This is a genomic window from Methanobrevibacter sp., from assembly GCF_045646045.1.
Classification (GTDB): Archaea; Methanobacteriota; Methanobacteria; order Methanobacteriales; family Methanobacteriaceae; genus Methanocatella.
Genome location: NZ_JAZRJY010000111.1, coordinates 1 through 6,694, shown reverse-complemented (window position 1 = coordinate 6,694; position 6,694 = coordinate 1). Strand labels below are relative to the sequence as shown.

Annotated in this window: 2 protein-coding genes; both read left to right on the top strand. The window is 31.9% G+C overall.

All coding sequences use genetic code 11. The features are described 5' to 3' along the window. Window positions 1-3,463, top strand: a 3,463-nt coding sequence (locus ACKI5C_RS07475) for a C1 family peptidase (protein ID WP_407432536.1), incomplete at its 5' end; no start/stop codon positions are given. Window positions 3,464-3,978: 515 nt separating this feature from the next. Continuing rightward, window positions 3,979-6,694 (top strand): right-handed parallel beta-helix repeat-containing protein (locus ACKI5C_RS07470; RefSeq protein ID WP_407432535.1); only part of this gene is annotated, 2,716 nt, incomplete at its 3' end.

The window sequence follows — 6,694 nt, the reverse complement described above, 5'->3', positions numbered from 1 at the left end:
AAATAATGTGTTGAATGTTACATCCGATTATTTATTTGATAGTAAAATTGATGCTAATTACACCAATGGAATTGTTATCAATAAAAATATCATAATAAACGGTAATAACCATATCATTGATGGGAATGGTATGGCAAGAATTTTTACAATAAATTCATCAAATGTTATTTTAAATAATTTAATTGTAAAGAATGCAAAAAATTATGCAATTTTCAGTTCAAATTCAACAATTACAGCCACCAACATTACTTTTTTAAACAATACTGGTAATAATGAGGGCGGTGCAGTTCATATTGATAATACTACACTTACCTGTGAAAATAATAAATTCATTGATAATTACGGTACACGGTTTGGAAATGCAATCTATGCAACTTCCAATTCAACCTTAAATTTAAAAAACAATAATTTTGAATCAAATAAGGAACTGTATTGGGGTTTAATTTTCATTTCCGAATCAAAACTCATTATTGTCGACTCCAATTTTGAAAAAATAATTTCAAAATATACGCCGGTTCTTTATGCAGAGAACATGCAAAATATACTCATTAGAAACTCCAGGTTCAAAAATTTGCATGCAAGTGTTACTGCAGGTGCATTGGGCTTAAAAGAAAATAAAAACACCATCAGAATCGATAACTGTACATTTGAAAATGTGTCCTCTGAAAAAAATGGAGGGGCTATTTATATAGATGTTAATGGTGCAAGTATTCCGGAAAATACATTTGTTTTTATAAACAATTTAAAGTTCATTAACTGTTCTTCCTCTTTCGGTGGGGCTTATGTTCAATTGGGAGGAAATCTAACAATGACCAATAGCATTTTTACAGATAATTCTGCATTTAATGATGGGGGTGCCGTTTATCTGTCTGATGTTAAGGCCAATATGCAAAATATCCTGTTTAAAGACAACAGCATTAATGAATCAAATTATGGCGGTGCATTATTCTTTGATCATGGAACATTGAGTATGACAAATACAAACTTTACAGGCAACAATAATGCATTATATTTGTTTGACAGTAATTATACAATTTCAAATTCACAGTTTAAGGATAATGGATACAATATTTATTCCATTTTTGACGGAATCAATGCGAAAACAACAAACTGCCAGTTTATCGGAGGTAAAAATAAAATAAATCAGACTGATTATGTATATACATTCATGGCAAATAATGCGCCTATTGATTATAATCCTGTTATTTTTGATTTAAGCTTAGTAAATTCCAGCTATTTTGATTTACGCAGCGAAGGACTTGTTTCATCTGTCAAGAATCAAGGATGGTCCGGTACCTGCTGGGCATTTTCTACAGCAGCTGTTCTTGAATCAGCTCTTTTAAAGGCAACAAATAGAACTCTAAATCTTGATATTTCTGAAAATAATATTAGAAATATTGCTTTAAAATATAACAGATTCGGTTCCGGAAGTGAAGAAGGCGGAGATGCAGAACAGGGAGGAGCATATTTAATAAATTGGTTCGGTGGCGTTTTGGAAGAATATGATACCTATGATGAACTTGGAAAAATATCACAGGCATTTAATGATGTGAATAAATATTATGTTTTCAGGGATATTTTATTACGTCCCCGTTTTAATACTACAGACAATTACAGAATAAAAGAAGCTTTAGTAAAATATGGTGCTTTAGGTGTTGCTGTTTTAGCCCCTGATTCAAATAATGATGATTACAACAATAAAACCTCAGCAGCATACTCCAACATGAGTAAGGGAACAGACCATGCAGTCACTTTAGTGGGCTGGGATGATAATTATTCAGCAAGCAATTTTAAGATAACTCCTCCTGGTGACGGTGCATGGATAATAAAAAACAGCTGGGGTGAAGACTGGGGAGATAAGGGCTATTATTATGCTTCATATTATGATGAATCCGTCATAAATTATGACACAAGAATTTTTGCAATAATAATAGACCAGCCAATTTCTTATGAAAAATTATATCAGTATGATACAAACGGACGTATTTCATATTTTCATAAATTCAGCGGAAAAATACCTATTGATAGTAATTATACTCAATGGGAACTGTATAACTTGAGAAAAAATCTCACCCTGCCCTGCAATTACAGCAATACCTTTGAAGCTAATGGAAATGATATAATTTCAGCTGTTGGAACTTATTTTGTTTATGATGACTTTAATTATACAATTTGGATTTACATTAATGGAAAAGAGGTATACTCACAAAGTGGCATTCCATCATATTCCGGATATAATATAATTAATTTAAACAAGGAAATTCCTGTTAAAAAAGGAGAAAATTTCACTATTCTGATTCAGTCAAGTTCCACTCCCGCAGTATTTGAGAATAGAAATAAGATAAAATCCAATGTGTCTTATTCAAATTATTATGGGTCCTGGAAGAATATGGCTTTGGATGAGAATATCGCTTCAATAAAAGTTTACACAAATCCAAATAATATGAAAATTAACGCTTCAAATCTGACAAAATATTTCAGCGGCAATCAACGTTTCATTGTAAATGTATGTGACTCATTAAACAATTCCGTTTCTAACCAATCAGTAAACATTTCAATCAACGGAGTCACATATACAAAAGTTACAGACAGTAACGGATCAGCAAGCCTGGCCGTAAACTTAAATCCTGGAGTCTATGATGCAACAGCAAGTATTGACGACATTACCGTTAATTCAACGATTACAGTATTATCCACAATTGATGGAAATGACCTGGTAAAAGTTTTCAGAAATTCAAGTCAATACTGGGCTACTTTCCTTGACAGCGAAGGCAATTATCTTTCCAATGGAACTTCAGTCCAGTTCAACATCAATGGTGTGATGTATGAGCGTAAAGTTTCCGGTGATAAAGGTTTAGCAAGATTAAACATTAACTTGAACTCTGGTGAATATGTAATCACTGCAAAAAACACAATAACTGGTGAGTTTTCATCAAACAAGGTTACTGTTTTACCAAAAATTACCGAAAACAGCAATCTCGTTAAATATTATAAAAACGAATCACAATATGTTGTAAGGCTTGTTGGAGATGACGGAAATCCTGTCGGGGCAAATGAAAGTGTTTTATTCAATATTAATGGGGTTTTCTATAATCGCACAACTAATGAAAGCGGTTATGCAAAATTAAACATTAATTTAAATCCGGGTAATTATGTTATCACGGCAGAATATGGTCAGTGCAAGGTTTCAAATAATATTGCTGTTTTAACTACATTAACTGCAAGTGATTTAACCAAATCCTATGGCAGTCAGGATCCGTTCGTTGCAACATTGCTTGACGGACATGGAAATCCATTTGCAAATCAAACTGTTCAGTTTAACATTAATGGTGTACTATACAATAGAATAACAGACGGCTCAGGTCAGGCAAAATTAAACATTAATCTGATGGCCGGCGAATATATTGTAACGTCAACCCATAATGGATTGGACATATCCAATAAAGTAACTGTAACAGCTTAAATTCGAATCAAATCATCACCATTATTTTTTTGTGTGACGCCAGGTCACTCTTTTTAATTTTTTTGCTTATTTTTCCTTTGTTGATTGTAATGAAAAATTACAATTACCTTGAATATAATTAATCAATTCTTTTATCTATATCCTTCTTCTGGTGACAGATTTTTTCTTATTAATCAGATTTACCCTAATTTTTCAATTTCTGAAAATTATTATTAATAATTACATAAGTTAACGGTCGGGAAAATCTGATAACTGACGAATCAGAATCTTTTCAGCAATAAAAATAATACTGATGAAAATGGACAAATCATATTTTCCATAAATGTGGGTAAAAGTTGGAGAATTACTTTAATTGGTGGTAATATCAATGAACAATTTTAAGTTCTACTTTTATATGTTGAATAAAAATATGAGTGTGTATTTCATCCAATAATCCTTATATAAGTAGAAAAACATAAAATTAAATACACAGATTAAGTGTATTTTATTAAATAAATGGGGGAGATTTTTGAATTATGATTTTTAGAAATAATGGGAATTTTAGAAAAAGCACTTTATTATTGCTTTTAGTGGCTCTAACAATTTTTGTTAGTTTAAGTGCTATTTCAGCTACAGATGTTAATAATGACACAATAAAAGTTTGCACATTTAGTAATGATGGTGCAGCAATTGATGGTGGAGCAATATGTGGCAAAATTTATCAAGACAATGGTTCAATAGCTGTTGAGAATTTTGAAAATTCTGTTAATAATATATATTTAAGTGATAAAGAAATTCTAGGAAGTGCTGAAGATGGTACTTTTACTGATTTGCAAAAAAAGATAAATGATGCCTCTGAGGGTTCAACAATTTCATTAGAAAAGAATTATATATATAATTCGGGATTTTCTACTTATGGGATAACTATTAATAAGGTATTAACTATTAATGGTAATGGTCATACTATTGATGCTTTAGGTAAATCCGGTATTTTTGATACTACATCAACACTAACTTTAGATAATGTTGTTTTTAAAAATGGAAAAATGAGTGGTACTTATGGTGGTGGAGCCATTCATGCTAAGAGTTCTCTTATTATTACAAATTCTATTTTCATGGATAATTCCGCTTATCATGGCGGTGCAATCTATTCTTCAAATGATATTAATGTTACAAATTGTATTTTTAAGAATAATAAAGCAGATGGTTCTGGTTCTCAGCAATGTAAGGGCGGTGCTATATACTCTAATAAGAAAGTTGAAGTAGATAATTCCACTTTTACTGGTAATTATGCTCATGATTATGGCGGTGCAATTTATGCAGATACCGTTCATACAAATTCCAAATCTTATTTTATAAATAATGTTGCTGCTGATAATGACGGCGGTGCAATTTATACTCAGAGTGTGTATATTGTAGAGACTGTTTTCGATGGCAATTCTGCATGTAGAATTGGTGGTGCAATCTTTAATACGAATGGTATTACTGCTAAAAATTCCACTTTCAGGAATAATAAAGCAGAAGGCGCATCTGTTTTGCAATGTCATGGTGGTGCTATATACGTTGAAAAACTTGATGGTAGGGTTATAGTTAATAATTGTACTTTTATTGCTAATCATGCAGCAGATTATGGTGGTGCAATTACTGGATTTGCTGCTTTTGATGTATCTTCATCTATTTTCATCGACAATTCTGCTGGTGATAATTGTGGTGGAGCAATTTATGCTAAAAAATCTGGAGCAACAGGTGCTTTAGATGAAATCAAAATTGTTAATTCAATTTTTGAGGGTAATCATGCTTATGATGATGGCGGTGCAATCTTTACTACTTCAACAAACGTCAATGTTAAAAATTCCACTTTCAGGAATAATTACGCAGAGGGTGCATCTGCTTCTCAGTGCCATGGTGGTGCTATCGCATCTGAAACTAATGCAGACTACGGTGGGAATTGTATCCTTAAAATAGATAATTCTACATTTATAGGCAATCATGCTTATGATTATGGTGGTGCAATATACGCTGATATCATAAGCTGGGTGAATACACCTTCATATTTCATAAACAATTATGTTAACGATAATCAAGGAGGTGCAATTTATACAAACAAATTTAATACTGATGTAACCAAGGCTGTTTTCATTGGTAATCAAGCCAAAGCTAATGATGATGGAGGAGCAATATATATCAATAAGGCAAATACCATTAAATTTGCTCAATGTTATTTTGAAAAGAATAAGTGTGGTGATGAAGGTGGAGCGATTTATATGGATTCACGTTCTTCTGTTTTATCTTTAAAATATAATGTTTTTGTTGATAATTCTGCAGGAGATAAAGGCCAAATTGTGTATAATTGTGGTAAATATAGTGAAATTAGTGATAATTGGTATGGAACTAATACTCCTAACTTTAAGGATCAATTTAAAGAATGGAAGTTCTTTAAGGATAATGATCATTCAGATTCTAATCATGTGATAACTAAATTGTCTTTAAATGATAATCCAAGGGTTGGACAGACATATGCTCTAACAGTTGATTTCCTATCAAAAAATTCAGCTAAATTATCTGACAAATTATTTGGTTTTGATGCAAAATTCAGTGCAGATAATGGTGCAGAGATTAGTAATCATCAAATTGGAACTAATAATGTAACTTCAGATATTACATTCAGGAGTGCTGGTCTTACAACTGTAACTGCCACGGTTAATAATCAAGTTTTAAAATTATCATATAATCCGTCTAAAGAAAATGTTACAATGAATATTACTGCACCCGAAATTTCTGTGGGTGAGAATGCAACTGTGAAAATTAGCTTTACACCAAATACTGCAGCAGGTACTGTTACTGTTGGAGATATATCTTCCAATATTGAAAATGGTGTTGCTACAGTTATAATTCCAAATTTATCTCTTGGTAATAATACTTTGCCTGTTGTGTATTCCGGTGATAGAGCATATAATCCTGCACAGGATTCTGTAACTATTGTTGTTAATCGTAAAGATTTGAATATTAGTGCTAGTGCAATCCCAATATATGTTGGTGATAATGCTACTGTTGTTGTTACTGGTTTGGAAGATGCTACGGGTAATGTTGCTGTTACTATTGGTGATAATATTTGGTCTGGTGAAATTACCAATGGTACTGCTAGTGTTGTTGTTACTGGTTTAACCGATAATGTTACTGCTAATGTAACTTATCGTGGTGATAATAATCACAATAATGCTTCCACCACTGTTGATATTGTTGTTAATGAAG